The organism is Enterobacter sp. CFEC122 (assembly GCF_052983755.1).
On record NZ_JBRIQR010000011.1, the window covers coordinates 32,146 to 47,002 of the forward strand.

General features: G+C 56.2%; 17 protein-coding genes. 9 read left to right on the forward strand and 8 right to left on the reverse strand.

Annotated elements, in window-relative coordinates; all coding sequences use genetic code 11:
* Positions 1-2: 2 nt before the first annotated feature.
* Both ACVCAM_RS09725 and ACVCAM_RS09730 read right to left on the reverse strand, forming a co-directional pair.
* Positions 3-1,409 (reverse strand): DUF1996 domain-containing protein, encoded by a 1,407-nt coding sequence (locus ACVCAM_RS09725; RefSeq protein ID WP_021241120.1) that lies wholly within the window; start codon positions 1,407-1,409, stop codon positions 3-5.
* Positions 1,410-1,553: 144 nt separating this feature from the next.
* On the reverse strand, positions 1,554-1,721 hold the full coding sequence (locus tag ACVCAM_RS09730) for a hypothetical protein (RefSeq protein ID WP_008500610.1): 168 nt from the start codon (positions 1,719-1,721) through the stop codon (positions 1,554-1,556).
* Between the two features lie 245 nt (positions 1,722-1,966).
* Between ACVCAM_RS09730 and ACVCAM_RS09735 the strand changes: the two genes are divergently transcribed.
* From ACVCAM_RS09735 to ACVCAM_RS09750, 4 genes are read left to right on the forward strand one after another with little or no spacing between them, the layout of a single operon-like run.
* Positions 1,967-2,797, forward strand: a complete 831-nt coding sequence (locus ACVCAM_RS09735; RefSeq protein WP_447093587.1) for an ABC transporter substrate-binding protein — start codon at positions 1,967-1,969, stop codon at positions 2,795-2,797.
* Between the two features lies 1 nt (position 2,798).
* Complete coding sequence (locus ACVCAM_RS09740) at positions 2,799-3,614, forward strand: amino acid ABC transporter ATP-binding protein (RefSeq protein ID WP_021241118.1); 816 nt, start codon at positions 2,799-2,801, stop codon at positions 3,612-3,614.
* Positions 3,614-4,390 (forward strand): amino acid ABC transporter permease, encoded by a 777-nt coding sequence (locus ACVCAM_RS09745; protein WP_333071307.1) that lies wholly within the window; start codon positions 3,614-3,616, stop codon positions 4,388-4,390. Before ACVCAM_RS09740 ends, ACVCAM_RS09745 begins: the two co-directional genes overlap by 1 nt.
* Positions 4,374-5,060, forward strand: coding sequence for an amino acid ABC transporter permease (locus ACVCAM_RS09750; protein WP_008500614.1), 687 nt, complete (start codon positions 4,374-4,376; stop codon positions 5,058-5,060). The genes ACVCAM_RS09745 and ACVCAM_RS09750 overlap by 17 nt, the downstream gene beginning before the upstream one ends.
* Here the strand turns inward: ACVCAM_RS09750 and fumD are convergent.
* The 4 genes from fumD to ACVCAM_RS09770 form a co-directional block, all read right to left on the reverse strand.
* Positions 5,041-5,250 carry a fumarate hydratase FumD gene (fumD, locus tag ACVCAM_RS09755; protein WP_023343959.1) on the reverse strand — a complete coding sequence of 70 codons (210 nt, stop codon included), beginning with the start codon at positions 5,248-5,250 and terminating at the stop codon, positions 5,041-5,043. The two genes, ACVCAM_RS09750 and fumD, sit on opposite strands and share 20 nt — an antisense overlap.
* A 110-nt stretch (positions 5,251-5,360) precedes the next feature.
* A complete protein-coding gene (locus tag ACVCAM_RS09760; RefSeq protein ID WP_008500616.1) occupies positions 5,361-6,173 on the reverse strand; it encodes a MetQ/NlpA family ABC transporter substrate-binding protein in 813 nt (270 codons plus the stop codon).
* A gap of 148 nt (positions 6,174-6,321) precedes the next feature.
* Entirely contained in the window at positions 6,322-6,990 is a 669-nt protein-coding gene (locus ACVCAM_RS09765; RefSeq protein WP_008500617.1) for a methionine ABC transporter permease, read from the reverse strand.
* The gene (locus ACVCAM_RS09770; RefSeq protein ID WP_021241114.1) at positions 6,983-8,005 is read right to left on the reverse strand and encodes a methionine ABC transporter ATP-binding protein; all 1,023 of its coding nucleotides are present in this window, start codon (positions 8,003-8,005) and stop codon (positions 6,983-6,985) included. The genes ACVCAM_RS09765 and ACVCAM_RS09770 overlap by 8 nt, the downstream gene beginning before the upstream one ends.
* Positions 8,006-8,405: 400 nt before the next feature.
* On the opposite strand from ACVCAM_RS09770, the gene ACVCAM_RS09775 reads away from it, so the two are divergent.
* The 5 genes from ACVCAM_RS09775 to lpp all read left to right on the forward strand — a co-directional run bounded on the left by ACVCAM_RS09775 (position 8,406) and on the right by lpp (position 13,269).
* A complete protein-coding gene (locus ACVCAM_RS09775; RefSeq protein ID WP_447093579.1) occupies positions 8,406-9,776 on the forward strand; it encodes a pyridoxal-phosphate dependent enzyme in 1,371 nt (456 codons plus the stop codon).
* Positions 9,777-9,787: 11 nt separating this feature from the next.
* A complete protein-coding gene (locus ACVCAM_RS09780) occupies positions 9,788-10,933 on the forward strand; it encodes a trans-sulfuration enzyme family protein (protein ID WP_021241113.1) in 1,146 nt (381 codons plus the stop codon).
* 73 nt (positions 10,934-11,006) lie between these two features.
* Positions 11,007-11,303 carry a protein YnhH gene (gene ynhH, locus ACVCAM_RS09785; RefSeq protein ID WP_418251755.1) on the forward strand — a complete coding sequence of 99 codons (297 nt, stop codon included), beginning with the start codon at positions 11,007-11,009 and terminating at the stop codon, positions 11,301-11,303.
* 7 nt (positions 11,304-11,310) lie between these two features.
* Complete coding sequence (pykF, locus tag ACVCAM_RS09790) at positions 11,311-12,723, forward strand: pyruvate kinase PykF (protein WP_008500621.1); 1,413 nt, start codon at positions 11,311-11,313, stop codon at positions 12,721-12,723.
* 309 nt (positions 12,724-13,032) lie between these two features.
* The gene (lpp, locus tag ACVCAM_RS09795) at positions 13,033-13,269 is read left to right on the forward strand and encodes a murein lipoprotein Lpp (RefSeq protein ID WP_001082307.1); all 237 of its coding nucleotides are present in this window, start codon (positions 13,033-13,035) and stop codon (positions 13,267-13,269) included.
* 60 nt (positions 13,270-13,329) lie between these two features.
* On the opposite strand, the gene ldtE is transcribed toward lpp, so the two are convergent.
* Both ldtE and sufE read right to left on the reverse strand, forming a co-directional pair.
* Positions 13,330-14,343 (reverse strand): L,D-transpeptidase LdtE, encoded by a 1,014-nt coding sequence (gene ldtE, locus ACVCAM_RS09800; RefSeq protein ID WP_222664635.1) that lies wholly within the window; start codon positions 14,341-14,343, stop codon positions 13,330-13,332.
* Between the two features lie 97 nt (positions 14,344-14,440).
* Positions 14,441-14,857, reverse strand: a complete 417-nt coding sequence (gene sufE, locus ACVCAM_RS09805; RefSeq protein ID WP_008500626.1) for a cysteine desulfuration protein SufE — start codon at positions 14,855-14,857, stop codon at positions 14,441-14,443.

A 14,857-nucleotide genomic window follows, 5' to 3' on the forward strand; every position in this document is an offset into this window, starting at 1 on the left:
GATTACAGCTCAGGCGTCTTTTTAAACCCCGTTAGCATCAGAACCAGGCTTTCTGATGAAGACGCCGGTTCGAACTGGTAATGATTCCCCTGGCGGTCACCGCCGATATACCACGAGATTTCGGTTTTTCCTTCCGCCAGCGCCTTGCGCACGGCTTTGTCCACGTTCACCATCCGGTATTCACGAGAATGGTTCAGATAGAGCACTGCGTCGGAGCGATAGTTACAGGCCGGACGCGAGGCCCATCTTACGGTAGCAGGATCCCAGTCATTGCTGGCCGGATAGAAGAAAATCTGATCGGCACCGTTAGTTTCCACTTTGCCGCCATAAATCCGCACGCGGTATGTAAACTGCGAAGGATCCTGCCCGGCAGGCAGAGGGGGAATGTGGAACTTCACCAGCGACAGCGTTTCGCTGTTTTTCGTGCGTCCCCCGTTCTGCCAGTTATCCTGCACCAGTAAAACCTGCGGTTCGGGCTGGGAGAGGTCTGGCTCCAGGCTGCTGAGCCAGACGTTGGCCTTCGCTCTGGAATAACCATACGGGACGGTGGTGCCACAATCTAACCCGCGGTTCATGCACAGGTCCGTCATAAAGCGCGCGGCGTCTTCCGTCCAGCCGTTCATAAAATCTGCATGCGCCGTATACAGGCTACCCCACCGCTCTTCTCGCTCATCGCCGTGCATGATGGGGTCCATGGAGAGCTGCACTTTGCTGGTATCAAGCGAGCTAATCGTCGGGAGTACGTAAGCAATGTTCATGTTCACGGTGGGAATTTTCACCGGGAAGGTGGACGGGCACTGCCCCTTGACGTCGTAGGTGGCGTTAATCAGACCATGGGCAGGCTTCAGGTTCACTCCATCCCAGCAGTTAGGAAACTGAATGCCGATATTAAACTGCACGGCATCGTTCGCCTTGCGCAAGCCGCAGACCTCACCGGTTTTGGTGGTGTAACCCTTGCCGTTGGCACATAAAAAGGTGATATGTGGATTCGGCGCACTACCGTGATGGTCGCCCGCCAGCAGCGACAGCCCCGCCGGGAAAGGGTGTAGCGGCCAGGCGTCCACGTTCGATGCCTGATAATAGGTTTTTTGATACGCCGGTTTGACGACCGTGCCGTCAGGCAGGCGAAGCGAAGGTGCCCAGTAGGCAGAGCTGTCGGCTTTGTTATCGCAGGTGGTCTTTTCATCCCGGCGCAGGGATTCACGGCTGGAGTCAGCATCCGTTTGCACGTTGCCGAAGAAGTCGTGCAGCATGGCCTCGTTGGGCATGCCGTACATCATAATGGCGTCATCGCCAAGGGTATGGGAATAGCCGCAAACAACATGCGCCTGCGGTGCGGCGTGTGCCGCATGAATTGTGAAAAGTAGCGCAGGGACAGAAAGCGCGCGTGTTAACGTGGTCCGTTTCATCATTTTCTCCATGACTGAAAGGACACATTGGTAACAAAAGCGGGCTAATTAACCGAATGATTCAGAGCGTACTTTTCCGCCTTTTGAGGCTTTACAGACGTCACGCACACCTCATTCCAGTACGTTTCGCGCGTGCGGCGCAGTTCAGCGTGGCGTTTTATCATGGAACCACTCCGGGTCAATGTTGGCAACGTCTACGCCATACAGGCTGGCGACAGGCAGTATCGACTCAAGAACACGTTGCGCGCTGTTCTCCGCATTCGCTGGTCGGGTCGCAAAAAACCGCCGTAACGTGCTGATCCATTTTTTCATCGTTTTACCCTCTCTCGCCGTATCTGCCTTCAGTTAAGCACCCCACTCCCGTGCAGGGGAAATACCAAAATCCACTGTCGATGTGCAGGATCTGCAAATAGCGCCCCGTCCTTTTCACGCTTCATTAACACCTTGTTCACTAATGCTTTTTTGCTCATAGCAAAGAACGATTTCTTATTTGGCGATAGCTTTCCCTTATGGGAGCGTAACGGGGTAAAACAAAAACAACGGGATGGCGTATGACTATGGCAGCAAAAATGAAAGGGTTTAAAAAACGGACGCTGGTTCTGGGCGTAGTGGCAGCCTGGGGCCTGTTTTCAGCGCAGGCGCAGGCCGATCAGCTGGCGGATATCAAGGCAGCAGGGGTGGTGAAAGTCGCCACGTTTGATGCCAACCCGCCGTTTGGCTCGATTGATGCCAAAACGCATGAGATCGTGGGTTACGACGTGGACTTCGCCAAAGCGCTGGCAACATCGCTCGGCGTGAAGCTTGAGCTGGTTGCCACCAATCCGGCCGACCGCATTCCGCTGCTGCAGTCCGGCAAAGCCGACCTGATCGTGGCGGATATTACTATCACCCCAGAACGCGCACAGGTCATTGATTTCACGACGCCTTACTTCGTTACCGGCCAGCAGTTCCTCGTTCCGGCGAAATCTCCGGACAAGCTCGATGACTACAGCCGGGCGCGCATTGGCGCGGTCAAAGGCACGACGGGCGAGCAGGCGCTGCACCAGCGCTTCCCGCAGTCCCGCGTCCTCTCTTATGACGATATTCCGCTGGCGCTGACCGCGCTGCGCAACGGCAACGTACAGGCCATCACTCAGGATAGCACCATTCTGGCCGGTCTACTGGCGCAGGCGCCGGATAAAGCCAACTTCAAAATCCTGCCCGACCTGCTGAGCAAAGAAGAGATTGGCGTCGGGGTGAAAAAAGGTGAAACGGCGCTGCTGAAAGCCGTCAACGATGAGCTGGTCAATCTCGAGAAGAACGGCCAGGCGGCAAAAATCTACGACGTCTGGTTTGGTCCAGGCACCCCAGCCCCACAGCCTCGCGCCTTTAAAATAGAAGCTAAGTAATATGCTCTCAGGTTTATTTTCACACTCCGCGGCCGGTGCCGCGGATTTTTCACATCTGGAACAGGCCAGCGTCGAGTTTCGCCACGTGGACAAACGCTACGGTGACCATCAGGTTTTAAACGACATTAACCTCACTATTACGCCCGGTGAAGTGGTGGCCATCCTCGGCCCGTCGGGTTCCGGTAAATCCACCCTGATTCGTCTTATCAACCAGCTTGAACCCCTGAGCGGCGGAGAGATCCTGGTCGACAACAAGCCTACCGGCAGGCTCTCCGGTAGCGGGCTGCGCCAGCTGCGAAGCCGCGTGGGGTTTGTGTTTCAGCAGTTCAATCTTTATGCCCACCTCACCGCCAGCCAGAACATCACCCTGGCGCTTGAGCACGTCCACGGCTGGAAGCCGCTCCCCGCTCAGGAGCGCGCGCTGGCCCTGCTGGAGAAAGTCGGGATGCTGGAAAAAGCCCACCACTACCCGGCTGAGCTTTCCGGTGGACAGCAGCAGCGGGTGGCGATTGCCCGCGCCCTGGCCTCGTCACCGCAAATCATTCTCTTTGACGAGCCGACGTCGGCACTCGATCCCGAGATGATTGGTGAGGTGCTGTTTGTGATGAAAGCCCTCGCCCACAGCGGGATCACGATGATCGTGGTGACCCACGAGATGCAGTTTGCCCGGGAAATCGCCGACCGGATTGTCTTTATCGACGGCGGGCACATTCTGGAAACCGCGCCGCCGGCACAGTTTTTCAGCCAGCCAGCGCATCCGCGCGCGCAGCGCTTCCTGCAAAAGGTGCTGGACCCGCTGCATCAGGAGCATCTGTAATGCCCGCGCTCGACTGGCAGGGGGTGCTGACCGGACAGCCTCTGCAGTGGATACTTTCCGGATTTCTCACCACCTTGTGGGTAACGCTGGCGGGGATCGCACTGGCCAGCCTGCTCGCACTGCTCTTTATGCTCCTGCGCCTGTCCGGTGGACGCGTCGGGAAAGCGATCGTCAGCGGCTGGGTATCGCTGTTTCGCAATACCCCGCTGCTGGTGCAGCTGCTGTTCTGGTATTTTGCCGCCTGGAACGGCCTGCCGCAGGCGTTTCGCGACGCGGTCAACGCCGATCACAGCTGGTCCATTCTGCCCGGCGACGTCTGGTGGTTTACGCCCGAATTTTTATGTTCTGCCTGGGGGCTGGGCGTATTTACCTCGGCGTTTTTAATCGAAGAAGTGGAATCAGGCTTGCGGTCTGTGCCAGCCGGGCAACGGGAGGCGGCGCTCGCCCAGGGTTTCTCCACGTGGCGATTGTTTCGCTACATCCTGCTGCCGCAGGGGCTGGCTAACGCCTGGCAGCCCGTTGTGGGCCAGTATCTCAACCTGATGAAGCTCTCCTCGCTCGCCAGCGGGATTGGCTTCGCCGAACTCACCTACCAGGTCAGGCAGATCGAAAGCTATAACGCGCACGCGCTGGAGGCATTTACCCTCGGTACCGCACTCTATCTCCTGACCGGTCTGGTCATGGGAATGGTGCTGGTTCGCCTTGGGCCGCAGGCGAAACGTAAACGTCCGATCGTCGCTACCGCAGGGAGTGAAAAACATGATTGCCGGACTTAATGTCATCACCGATAACCTCGATTATCTGCTGTGGGGACGCGCGGCAGCCGGTGAACCGGGGGGCGTGTTGCTCTCGCTGATGATGGCGACTGGAGCAGCCGTTATCGCCCTGCCCGCGGGGATTGCGCTCGCGTGCCTGGCCTGGCGCTTTACCGGGCTCGTGCGCAAAGCCCTCTTTTTATGGGCAGAGCTGATTCGCGGGATCCCGCTCATCTTCGTGATTTTCTGGATGTGGTATCTCCTGCCGCTCATCACCGGGGGCGATCTGCCGGGAGCGCTGACCGTCACGCTGGCGCTGGCCTGGTTTACGGCGGCCACCGTGATGCACTCGGTGCTGGCCGGGCTGAGCGCGCTGCCGACCGGGCAGTTCGAAGCCGCGCTGTCACAGGGATTCAGCACGCAGCAAACCCTGTGGCGCGTGCTGCTGCCGCAGGCGCTGAGGAATATTCTGCCGTCGCTGGTGGGGATTTTTATCAGCCTGCTGAAGGATACGTCGCTGGCGTTTATCGTGAACGTCCCGGAGCTGACCACGGTGGCGGGACAGGTCAACAACCGGGTGCAAATCTACCCGGCGGCCATATTTATCTTTACGGGCGTGGTCTATTACCTGCTCTGCTGCTCGCTCGAGCAGCTTGCGAAACGCTGGCGCCTTACCCGGCCAGCGCTTTAACCACCGTTTCCATTGCCTCGGTTGTCAATGCACTGCGTTTCACGCGCTGGTTCGCCAGCGCGGTACGCAGTACCCCGGCAATGACAATATGCTTTGGCTCCTGCCCTAAATCACGCATCTCAAGCACCACCTTTCCGACCACCCGGCACATCTCCTGGTACAGCGCTTCATCTTTGGTCACGTTACCCATCGTCATCACTCCATTGCCTGTTAAACGTTGAGCTTAAATGATTCTCCTGCCGGATACAAAAAAGAAGCCCGGCGAGAGACTCGCCGGGCTTCATCTGTAAAATCAGTCAATTAGTTGTTTACTGGAATGACCGCGCCTTTGTACTTGGTGCGGATCCAGTCCTGAATCTCTTTCGAGTGCAGCACGTTCACCAGCGCGACGATATCTTTCTTCTTCTCGTCACCGCGATGCACGGTAATGATGTTAGCGTACGGGTTGTTTTCACCGCTCTCAACCGCAATCGGGTCATGAACAGGATCCAGACCCGCGTCAATCGCGTAGTTGGCGTTAATCACCACCGCGTCGCCTTCGTTATTGTTGTACATCTGCGGCAGCAGAGACGCTTCCACGTTAGGCGTAAACTTCAGTTTTTTCGGGTTTTCGACGATGTCGCTGATGCGCGCGGTCACTTTATCGATGCCCGGCTTCAGCTTGATCACGCCCTCTTTCTCGAAGATGGAGAGAATACGCCCCTCTTCAGAAACCGCATCACGCATGATGATTTTGCCGCCTTCCGGCAGGTCTTTCAGCGACTTGTATTTTTTGGAGTAGATGCCGATTGGTTCAATGTGGATCGCGCCCGCACTGACAAAATCGTAGTCCTTATCGCCCGCATGATCTTTCAGCACGCTGTTCAGGTAAGGAATGTGCTGGAAATAGTTCGCGTCGATGTCATGACCCGCCAGCGCGGTGTTCGGCAGAATGTAGTCCTGGAACGGTTTAATCTCCAGGTCGATACCCTGCTTTGCCAGAATCGGCTTTGCCTGCTCCAGAATTTCCGCATGCGGCGTGTTGGACGCGCCCACGGTCAGGGTGTCGGCCCAGGAGGCGAAGCTCAGGGCGCTCAGGGTTGCAGCGGCGATCAGTGTCAGTGTCTTTTTCATGATGTGGTTCCTGTGTGTTGTTGTTACCCTAAATAGTTCGAGTCACAGGAAGGCGGCAAGTGAGTGAATCCCCAGGAGCTTACATACAGTAAGTGACTGGGGTGAACGAATGCAGCCAACGCGCCTGAGGCTCGAAATATGACGGGTATTAGCGTTTATCTAACAGTGAAGTAATGACATCGCCGCAGAACTGGATAATGAAAACGATGATCAGAATGGTCACCGTTGCCACCAGCGTGACGTCACCATGGTTGCGCTGGAATCCTTCCAGATAAGCCAGATTTCCCAAACCACCGGCGCCAATCACCCCCGCCATCGCGCTGTAGCTCACCAGCGCAATCAGCGTCACCGTAATACCCGAGACCAGTGCGGGTGATGATTCCGGCAGTAAAACCCGAAACACGAGCGTGCTCAGTCGTGCGCCCATCGAGCGTGTGGCTTCGATGACGCCTTTATCCACTTCACGCAGGGCGATCTCCACCAGGCGTGCGTAGAACGGTGCGGCACCCACAATCAGGGCCGGCAGCGCCGCGTTGGCGCCAAGAATGGTGCCGACAACGGTCTTGGTGAACGGGATCAGCAGCACAATCAAAATGATGAACGGAATCGAGCGGAACACGTTCACCACAATCGAAATAACGCTATATACCGTGCGGTTGTGGAACAATCCGCCGCGCGCGGTTAAAAACAGCGCCAGACCCAGCACGATGCCCAGGACGAAAGTTGCCACGCCGGACAGCGCGGTCATGTACAGCGTCTCCAGCGTCGCCGCCCAGAGCTGATCCCACTTGAGATGCGGAAAGAGATTCTCAGCCATGTTTAATCACCTCGCCTTCAATATCGCTGTGCTGCAGGTCGGCGAGGATATTGTTCAGTTGTTCATCAGATGCCACGACGTGCACCCAGAGTTGACCAAACACGCCGTGAGCGGTTTGGGTCATTTTTCCGTGCAGGATGTTAAACGGCAGGCCGTAGCGCAGCGTCAGTTCGCCCACAATCGGTTTGTGCGTGCTGTGCCCGGTAAAGGTCAGCCTGATAACCGTGCCTTCCAGATCGTTTGCCAGTTCGGTATTGAACGTTTCTTCTTCAGCGTACTGGCTCACCTGACGGACAAACTGCTGCGTAATCGGCTGCTGCGGATGGGTAAAGACGCTCAGCACGTCGCCCTCTTCCACCACCTTACCGTTCTCCATCACCGCCACGCGGTCGCAGATTTTGCGCACCACGTGCATCTCGTGCGTGATCAGCACGATGGTCAGCCTGAAACGACGGTTAATATCCAGCAGCAGATCGAGGATCTGATCGGTGGTCTGCGGGTCAAGCGCGGAGGTGGCTTCATCGCAGAGCAGCACATCCGGGCGATTAGCCAGCGCACGCGCAATGCCCACGCGCTGCTTTTGCCCACCGCTCAGCTGTGACGGATAAGCATGCTCGCGACCTTTCAGGCCAACGAGTTCAATAAGCTCGGCCACGCGGGCCTTAATGTCGGCTTTCGGTACGCCGGCAATTTGCATCGAGAACGCAATATTCTCGCTGACCGTGCGCGACCACAGCAGGTTGAAGTGCTGAAACACCATGCTGATCTTGAGACGCGCCTGGCGCAGGGCTTCACCTTTTGCGGCAGAAATGTTCTGCCCGTTGATGGTTACGCTGCCGCTGCTCGGTTTTTCCAGACCATTCAGCAAGCGAATAAGCGTACTTTTACCTGCGCCGCTGTAACCGATGATCCCGTATATTTGTCCCTGTGCTATCGTCAAATTGACATTATCAACGGCCGTGAGCGCCACCTTTCCGTTGTCAAAAACCTTCGAAATATTGCTCAGTACAATCATTCTTATTCGTTATCCGTGCCGCCCGCGGCGGTTTAGCAGTATGGATGTCCAAACGATAGTAAACAGGCGTTATCAGCTTTTAAATGAACAAAAAAGAATGTGTTATAACTTTGGGGAATAAATAGCGGATTTACCGGGTGGGAAGCATTTAGATGAATTTCAGCAATGATTATCTGCCTGATGTATATCTGCTGGCTGACACCCTGCAAAAACGCTCATTTTTGCAGCATTTTATGCGGATATAGCCATCCTCACATCCAGACAACTTTACGTCTTGCTGTCCTGACATCCAAAAACATCATTTTTATTCCTTTTTGTTCTAAAAAGCAGTGAATGGTTCTTTCTTGAGAAAATTTCACCGCCCTATCATCCCGTCATGACATCCAGAAAGGAAAACATCATGACGATTTATCACTCCGTCACCGAACTGATTGGTCGTACCCCGCTGATCCAGCTGCATAAGCTTGATACCGGTCCCTGCTCGCTCTTTCTGAAGCTGGAAAACCAAAATCCGGGCGGGTCGATTAAGGATCGCGTTGCGCTGTCGATGATTAACGAAGCGGAACGTACCGGCCAGCTGCAGCCTGGCGGCACGATAATTGAAGCCACGGCGGGCAATACCGGTCTCGGCCTGGCCCTGATTGCCGCCCAGAAAGGCTACTCGCTAATCCTGGTGGTGCCGGACAAAATGAGCCGCGAGAAGATTTTCCACCTGCGCGCGCTGGGTGCCCAGGTGGTGCTGACCCGCTCCGACGTCAACAAAGGCCATCCTGCCTATTACCAGGATTACGCCCAGCGTCTGGCGAACGAACTGCCGGGCGCGTTTTACATCGACCAGTTCAACAACGAAGCCAACCCGCTGGCGCACCGCACCACCACGGCGCCTGAGCTGTATGAACAGCTTGACGGCAGGATCGACGCCATCGTCGTGGGTGTCGGCTCAGGCGGCACGCTGGGCGGCCTGCAGGCGTGGTTCGCCGAGCACTCTCCGCACACGGAATTTGTCCTGGCTGACCCGGCCGGAGCCGTTCTCGCCGACCAGGTGGAAACCGGACGCTACCACGACGCGGGCTCCTGGCTGGTTGAGGGAATTGGCGAAGACTTTATTCCTCCGCTGGCCCACATTGAAGGGGTGAATCGCGCCTGGCGCATCACCGACCGCGAAGCGTTCACCACCGCGCGCGAGCTGCTGAAAACGGAGGGCATTCTGGCGGGCTCCTCCAGCGGCACGCTGCTGGCGGCCGCGCTGAAGTATTGCCAGGCGCAGAGCACACCGAAGCGCGTGGTGACCTTCGCCTGCGACAGCGGCAATAAATATCTCTCGAAGATGTTCAACGACGACTGGATGCGACAGCAGGGGCTGATCACGCGTCCTCAGGCCGGCGATCTCTCCGACTACATCGCCCTGCGCCACGACGAAGGTGCCACCGTCACCGCGGCCCCGGACGACACGCTTTCCACCGTCCTGGCGCGCATGCGTCTGTATGACATCTCCCAGCTGCCGGTGCTGGAGGACGGCAAGGTGGTGGGCATTATCGACGAGTGGGATCTCCTGCGGCATATCGGCGGCGACGGCGATCGCTTCGCGCTGCCGGTGACGGCAGCCATGACGCGTCAGGTCGAGTTCCTTGACAAGCACGCGCCGGAAAGCGCCCTGCACGCCATCTTCGACCGCGGCCTTGTGGCCGTCATTAATGACAACGACCATTTTCTCGGTCTGATTACGCGCAGCGACGTTCTGACCGCCTGGCGCAACCGTCTACAGCAATAAAGGAATCAATGATGAAAAATCTGGCCACCCTCAGCGTCCACAGCGGCGAATTTAACGACCAGCACGGCGCCGTCATGCCGCCGATTTACGCCACCTCGACGTTTGCGCAACCCGCGCCCGGGGAGCATACCGGCTACGAGTACTCCCGCAGCGGCAACCCTACCCGCCATGCGCTGGAAACGGCGATTGCCGAACTGGAAGGCGGCACGCGCGGCTACGCTTTTGCCTCCGGTCTGGCGGCCATCTCCACGGTGCTCGAACTGCTGGATAAAGACAGCCATATTGTCGCCATTGATGACGTTTACGGCGGGACGTACCGCCTGATTGAAAACGTGCGCAAGCGCAGCACCGGGCTGCAGGTCAGCTGGGTCAAACCGGACGACCTGGCCGGGCTCGAGGCCGCCATTCGCCCGGAAACGCGTATGGTCTGGGTCGAAACGCCAACCAACCCGCTGCTGAAGCTGGCCGATCTGGCGGCCATCGCGGCGATCGCCCGTCGTCATAACGTCATCAGCGTGGCGGATAACACCTTCGCGTCGCCGGTGATCCACCGTCCGCTGGAGTCCGGGTTCGATATCGTGGTGCACTCGGCCACTAAATACCTTAACGGCCACTCTGACGTCGTCGCCGGGCTGGCGGTGGTGGGCGATAACAAGGCGCTGGCGGACAAGCTCGGCTATCTGCAGAACGCGGTGGGCGGCGTTCTGGATCCGTTCAGCAGCTTCCTGACGCTGCGCGGTATTCGCACGCTCGCGCTGAGGGTCGAAAAGCACAGCACCAACGCGCTGGCGATTGCGCAATGGCTGGAGCAGCATCCGCTGGTCGAAAACGTGTACTATCCAGGACTGGAATCGCATCCGCAGTACCAGCTTGCCCGCACGCAGATGGCGCTGCCCGGTGGCATGATTTCCGTCGTGGTAAAAGGCGATGCGCAACGCGCCACCGAGGTGATTCGCAACCTGAAGTTGTTCACCCTTGCGGAAAGCCTGGGCGGCGTGGAAAGTCTGGTGAGCCAGCCTTACAGCATGACCCACGCCTCAATTCCGCTTGAGCAACGTCTGGCGAACGGCATTGTGCCGCAGCTGATCCGCCTGTCGGTGGGGATTGAAGATCCAAAAGACCTGATTGCCGACCTCAGCCAGGCGCTGCAAAAATAAGCAAAGTGCGGCAGGTCCCTCACCTGCCGCGATAAGTTGTCATCATGGCTTAACGCCTTGATAACAATATTATGTGAAACAGCACAGATTATTTCTGAAACACCGTTTCCATTTTCCTTTTATCTTAAAATCAGCGTATAATGCGCGCCTAATCCCTGGTGAATGGTTTCAGCGCTTGGAATACAAAAAACAACGTACAACTTCTCCTCTCCTTCGTTGGGCTGTCACTCAGGCACACTTTCTTCTGCACGCTCATTTGATGTCTCCTATCCTTAGTGCGTGTCATATACTCTTTTGCAACACAGGTTTGACTCCGCGGCGGTGCGCCCCCGGAGCGAGATTTCCATATCCTTCCCAACTTAAAGACTAAGACTGTCATGAAAAAGACGAAAATTGTTTGTACTATCGGCCCGAAAACCGAATCTGAAGAGATGCTGAGCAAAATGCTGGATGCCGGCATGAACGTGATGCGTCTGAACTTCTCCCACGGCGACTACGCAGAACACGGCCAGCGCATCCAGAACTTGCGCAACGTGATGAGCAAGACCGGTAAAAAAGCGGCCATCCTGCTGGATACCAAAGGTCCAGAAATCCGTACCATCAAGCTGGAAGGCGGTAACGACGTCTCTCTGAAAGCGGGCCAGACCTTCACCTTCACCACCGACAAATCCGTTATCGGCAACAGCGAAATCGTTGCAGTGACCTACGAAGGCTTCACCAGCGATCTGTCCGTTGGTAACACCGTGCTGGTCGACGATGGCCTGATCGGTATGGAAGTCACCGCTATCGAAGGCAACAAAGTTATCTGTAAAGTGCTGAACAACGGCGACCTGGGCGAAAACAAAGGCGTTAACCTGCCGGGCGTCTCCATCGCGCTGCCAGCCCTGGCTGAAAAAGACAAACAGGACCTGATCTTCGGCTGCGAGCAAGGCGTTGACTTCGTCGCGGCCTCCTTCATCCGTAAGCGTTCCGACGTGGTTGAAATCCGTGAGCACCTGAAAGCACACGGCGGCGAGAAGATCCAGATCATCTCCAAAATCGAAAACCAGGAAGGCCTGAACAACTTCGACGAAATCCTCGAAGCGTCTGACGGCATCATGGTTGCACGTGGTGATCTGGGCGTTGAAATCCCGGTTGAAGAAGTGATCTTCGCGCAGAAGATGATGATCGAGAAGTGTGTGCGCGCGCGTAAAGTGGTTATCACCGCCACGCAGATGCTGGACTCCATGATCAAAAACCCACGCCCAACCCGCGCTGAAGCAGGCGACGTAGCAAACGCCATTCTCGACGGTACTGACGCAGTTATGCTGTCCGGTGAATCCGCGAAAGGTAAATACCCGCTGGAAGCGGTCGGCATCATGGCGACCATCTGTGAACGTACTGACCGCGTGATGACCAGCCGTCTGGACTTCAACAACGACAGCCGCAAGCTGCGTATCACCGAAGCAGTATGCCGCGGTGCGGTAGAAACTGCTGAGAAACTGGAAGCACCACTGATTGTGGTTGCTACTCAGGGCGGTAAATCTGCGCGCGCCGTGCGTAAATACTTCCCGGATGCGACCATCCTGGCCCTGACCACCAACGAAACCACTGCTCGTCAGCTGGTGCTGAGCAAAGGCGTCGTTGCGCACCTGGTTAAAGAGATCGCCTCTACTGACGATTTCTACATTCAGGGTAAAGCACTGGCTCTGGAAAGCGGTCTGGCACAGAAAGGCGACGTTGTGGTAATGGTTTCTGGCGCCCTGGTACCAAGCGGCACCACCAATACCGCATCTGTTCACGTGCTGTAATAATTCCCGAACGAATTAATTTGGATAAAAAGCGCCCATTGGGCGCTTTTTTTATTCCCGGCATTAGCCAAACGCATTCAAAATGCAAATCGGGTTTTTCTATTTAATTGCGAATTATCTAAGATGAATCCGATGATAAATGCCTTTTTTTCCTTAGATTTTTGCCCGAAACCGGCTGATTCGGTGCTTCTTTGAGCGAACGATCAAAAATAGGTGTATTCCCATCAAAAAAATATTCTCAACCCAAAAAACTTTGTGTAATACTTGTAACGCTACATGGAGATTAACTCAATCTAGAGGGTATTAATAATGAATCGTACTAAACTGGTACTGGGCGCGGTAATCCTGGGTTCTACTCTGCTGGCTGGTTGCTCCAGCAACGCTAAAATCGATCAGCTGTCTTCTGACGTTCAGACTCTGAACGCTAAAGTTGACCAGCTGAGCAACGACGTGAACGCAATGCGTTCCGACGTTCAGGCTGCTAAAGACGACGCAGCTCGCGCTAACCAGCGTCTGGACAACCAGGCTACTAAATACCGTAAGTAATAGTACCTGTTAATAAAATGGCGCACATTGTGCGCCATTTTTTTTGCCTGCGTCAAACGCCTACTGCGTCACCCTCTCCCCTTCATCTTCCGCCACCGCAGCAGACATCCGGCTGTTCTGCACCGACAACACGCTATTGCTGGCTGACGGGCCGCTACCGGACGACACGATAACCGGGATCCCGGCACGACGTGACAGCGCTTTATCAATCAGCGCCTTATCGCTTCCTGCCTGAGAAACAAAGGCCGCAAAGTCGGCAGAATGGGTAATGGGCGAGACCTGCGGATTTTCCCCTTCTACCTCCGCCAGCGGACGGTGGACCTCAATATAGCGTTTACCATCCGGCTCCACGGAGAACTTCACGGGTTCATTGATAATCTGCACCCGCGTGCCCACCCGCACCTGTTCGAACAGCGCCTTAATGTCCGGGGCGTTCATCCGCATACAGCCAGAGCTGACACGCAGGCCAACGCTGTCCGGCGCGCTGGTGCCATGAATGAGATATTCCCCATTCCCCACGCCTAAACGCAGTGCGAAGCGTCCTAGCGGGTTATTTGGCCCGGCAGGGACCACCGGAGGCAGTTTAATGCCCTGCTCCAGAGAACGTGCTCGTATGCCCGGCGTGGGTGTCCAGGTGGGATTCGGGATCTTCTGGCTCACCCGCGTGGTCGTTACCGGCGTTTCCAGCCCCAGCTGACCAATGCCCAGAGGATAAACCTGAACAATATTTTGCCCCGGCGGGAAGTAGTAGAGCCGAAGCTCAGCAAGATTCACCACAATCCCCTCGCGGGGCGTATCCGGCAACAGCATTTGCGACGGAATGGTTATCACGGTTCCTGGCGCAGGGTTTACCGGCGCAATGGTATTGTTGGTTTCCAGGAGCACCTGCGCCGCCGTATTAAACCGGCGGGCGATGGTCTGCAGCTTATTATCCCCTTCCTGTATCGTGTAGGTTTGATTTTGCCCAATCAGACGACTGCCTGCGGGCGGCAACGGATAGTCCATCGCGCGGGCCGAATGAAGGGCGCCGAGCGAACTGAGGAGTAATAGAGTAATGAGAGACGCGCGCTTCATGCTGAGATTCCTTATTCACTGACAGAACGCCAGAAAGCTGAAAAACCAGCGAGGCGGGAATCACCTCGCGAAACAGAATGAATGCTGTTCTGTAAGTCTAGCTAAGGATTGCAGCTTTGGCGCGAATGGCGCGAATCATCGCTTCCAGTCCCTGTGAACGGGACGGGGTGAGGTGTTGGGTTAAGGCCATTTTTTCAAACCACGGACGAACATCGAACGCGACGATATCCTGCGCCGACATCTGCTGGTAAAGGCTAAAGACGACCGCAATAAGCCCTTTTACAATGGCGGCATCGCTGTCGCCGCGCAATTCGATCGTGCCGTCATCCGACTGCGCCATCACAATCCACACCTGGCTCTGGCAGCCCTGAATACTGTTCTCCGGGCTGTGCGCCTCTTCACCGAGCGGCGGCAAACGCTGTCCCAGCTCGATGATATAGAGATACTTCTCTTCCCAGTTTGCGCAACGCGAGAAGTTGCGCAGTAATTTATCTTTGTCCGGCAGCTCTGCCAT

Coding starts and splice junctions, on each gene's coding strand:
- ACVCAM_RS09725 (WP_021241120.1), bottom strand. CDS start 1,409: ATGAAACGGACCACGTTAACACGCGCGCTTTCTGTCCCTGCGCTACTT.
- ACVCAM_RS09730 (WP_008500610.1), bottom strand. CDS start 1,721: ATGAAAAAATGGATCAGCACGTTACGGCGGTTTTTTGCGACCCGACCA.
- ACVCAM_RS09735 (WP_447093587.1), top strand. CDS start 1,967: ATGGCAGCAAAAATGAAAGGGTTTAAAAAACGGACGCTGGTTCTGGGC.
- ACVCAM_RS09740 (WP_021241118.1), top strand. CDS start 2,799: ATGCTCTCAGGTTTATTTTCACACTCCGCGGCCGGTGCCGCGGATTTT.
- ACVCAM_RS09745 (WP_333071307.1), top strand. CDS start 3,614: ATGCCCGCGCTCGACTGGCAGGGGGTGCTGACCGGACAGCCTCTGCAG.
- ACVCAM_RS09750 (WP_008500614.1), top strand. CDS start 4,374: ATGATTGCCGGACTTAATGTCATCACCGATAACCTCGATTATCTGCTG.
- fumD (WP_023343959.1), bottom strand. CDS start 5,250: ATGGGTAACGTGACCAAAGATGAAGCGCTGTACCAGGAGATGTGCCGG.
- ACVCAM_RS09760 (WP_008500616.1), bottom strand. CDS start 6,173: ATGAAAAAGACACTGACACTGATCGCCGCTGCAACCCTGAGCGCCCTG.
- ACVCAM_RS09765 (WP_008500617.1), bottom strand. CDS start 6,990: ATGGCTGAGAATCTCTTTCCGCATCTCAAGTGGGATCAGCTCTGGGCG.
- ACVCAM_RS09770 (WP_021241114.1), bottom strand. CDS start 8,005: ATGATTGTACTGAGCAATATTTCGAAGGTTTTTGACAACGGAAAGGTG.
- ACVCAM_RS09775 (WP_447093579.1), top strand. CDS start 8,406: ATGACGATTTATCACTCCGTCACCGAACTGATTGGTCGTACCCCGCTG.
- ACVCAM_RS09780 (WP_021241113.1), top strand. CDS start 9,788: ATGAAAAATCTGGCCACCCTCAGCGTCCACAGCGGCGAATTTAACGAC.
- pykF (WP_008500621.1), top strand. CDS start 11,311: ATGAAAAAGACGAAAATTGTTTGTACTATCGGCCCGAAAACCGAATCT.
- lpp (WP_001082307.1), top strand. CDS start 13,033: ATGAATCGTACTAAACTGGTACTGGGCGCGGTAATCCTGGGTTCTACT.
- ldtE (WP_222664635.1), bottom strand. CDS start 14,343: ATGAAGCGCGCGTCTCTCATTACTCTATTACTCCTCAGTTCGCTCGGC.
- sufE (WP_008500626.1), bottom strand. CDS start 14,857: ATGGCAGAGCTGCCGGACAAAGATAAATTACTGCGCAACTTCTCGCGT.